Consider the following 1,773-nt stretch of genomic DNA (forward strand, 5'->3'; position numbering starts at 1 on the left):
AGGTTACTTTCGGCGGTTTGAGCTTCAGTTTCTTCCAGCTCTGGCTGCTCAACTAATGATTTTTCTAGCGCTGTGGTGCGATCGCCTATCTCTTCTAGCTTGTCAATTTGCTCTGTCGCACGTTGGCTGTTGGCGCGGCTGCGAGCCTTGCGTACTTCTTGGCCGAACTTTTCACCTAGCTCCAGCAGTCCGCCCGCTGCGGTGACGGTGCCACCGATAAAGGTAAGGCCATCCACTTCATCAGACTGCCGCGATAGACGTTCACCAGAGCGCTTAATCTTGCGGCCCTGCTGCTGGCGATCGCTGGAGTCTTCTTCCGCCTCAGCCGTCTCCTGCATGATTTGCTTCATCGAGCGCTGGCGCTGCTTCTGGCGTTGTTTGCTGTCCTCTTCGTTAGTTCTAGTTGCTTCACCGTTGCTATCAGCCTCAGCAGGTTGCCACTCGGCATCAATGATTTGCTCTTTTTGCTCTGGTGATTCCGCCATGATTTGCTCTACCGCATTCATCGAATAGGCTCGTCCGAGCTGGCTTCCGGCAAAGGCAATACCGTCTTTCTCTAAGCTCCAGCCGCGATCGCTCACCTGGTTGTCGATGCCCTGCCGGGATAAAAAGTCTGTGATGCCTTCAACTGAGGTTGCTCGCTCAATAGCGCTGTCAATCGCATCTTGAAGCTGCGTTCTGACAGTTGGCTGAGGTGGCTTGGAGCGCGGATGCTCTGAATTTTCATACTCTGTCTGCTCTGCCGCGAGGCGATGTACCTGCCCAGAGGGGTCACGGCGGCGATCCACTTCCCAGCTATTGGGCTCAGAAGTTAGCCCCATCTCTTGCTCCACGTCGCGGATTGCGTTTTGGAAGCGGTAGTAGTCCCATGACGTGTCAACAGCAACCCCATCAGCGCCTACCCGGTTAACGACTAGGTGCAGGTGTGGCCGTATCTCGTCGCTGTCTGGATACGTCGTATCCTCGTGCAGGTAGCCGACAGCTTGATGTTCGTCTAAACCAGTTTTCTCCAGGAATCCGGTCGCAAGCTGATTCCAATCCAACTTAGACAGCTCATCTTCCTCAGCAACAGAGATAGAGATGTGGTAGCAAGGCTTTTCAACGCGATCGCTCTTAGCCGCTTGTGTTTCCATCGCTTCGGCAGTGGCAATTGGGTCAATCTCCTGACCCAGCAGAGCATCGATGCCTTGAGGCACAGAAGAATGGATAACCTGTGGCTGCTTATCTTCTCTCACGGCTACATAGCGGTGAGTGGCCCGGAAATCTTTGGTTGTAGCTGCATTGACAATAGCCATCGATTAACGTTGTTGAGCTTCTAAAAAAAGCTGCTTCAGCTTCTCTGCAAGTAGAGCAAAGTGGTACTCTACCGGGTCTTCGTTGGCATCAATTTCAGCACTGTGCCGAGAAAAAGTAACATCTAGTTCCGCTTCAATCACAAATCTCAGAGCAAACAACTGAGCCTCGATAGCCGATAGATACCGCCTGATATCAGCCCAGGTGCTTTCAGAAACTTGCTCATCTAAAGCCAGAGATCTCAAGAAATCAGACAAGCTAACTTCCTGATCTTGTGCTCTCCTCGTGATTCGATCTTTTTCAGCGGATGTCACCAAGAAGTGAATCTGATCAGTACGAGCCAAGACAAAATTAAAAAAGGTGAATCAAGTTAATTACTACTAGTGATAAAACAAAAGTATCGGTAGCAACTAGATAATAAATCGGTCAAGAGTTAGAATCAAGGCATCATGTACAGACTTCCCATTGCCTGACCCAATT

The 1,773-nt window shown here is 50.6% G+C and carries 2 protein-coding genes; both read right to left on the bottom strand.

Annotated elements, in window-relative coordinates; translation table 11 throughout:
- The coding region (locus QJQ48_RS27965) for a relaxase/mobilization nuclease domain-containing protein (RefSeq protein ID WP_346294474.1) at positions 1-1,295 on the bottom strand (1,295 nt) is incomplete at its 3' end.
- A 3-nt stretch (positions 1,296-1,298) separates the two neighbouring features.
- Positions 1,299-1,637, bottom strand: coding sequence for a plasmid mobilization protein (locus QJQ48_RS27970; protein WP_428843108.1), 339 nt, complete (start codon positions 1,635-1,637; stop codon positions 1,299-1,301).
- Positions 1,638-1,773: the final 136 nt, after the last annotated feature.

Origin of the sequence: Sphaerothrix gracilis Ecp01 (assembly GCF_030405905.1) — a bacterium.
GTDB classification, from domain to species: Bacteria; Cyanobacteriota; Cyanobacteriia; order Phormidesmidales; family Phormidesmidaceae; genus Sphaerothrix; species Sphaerothrix gracilis.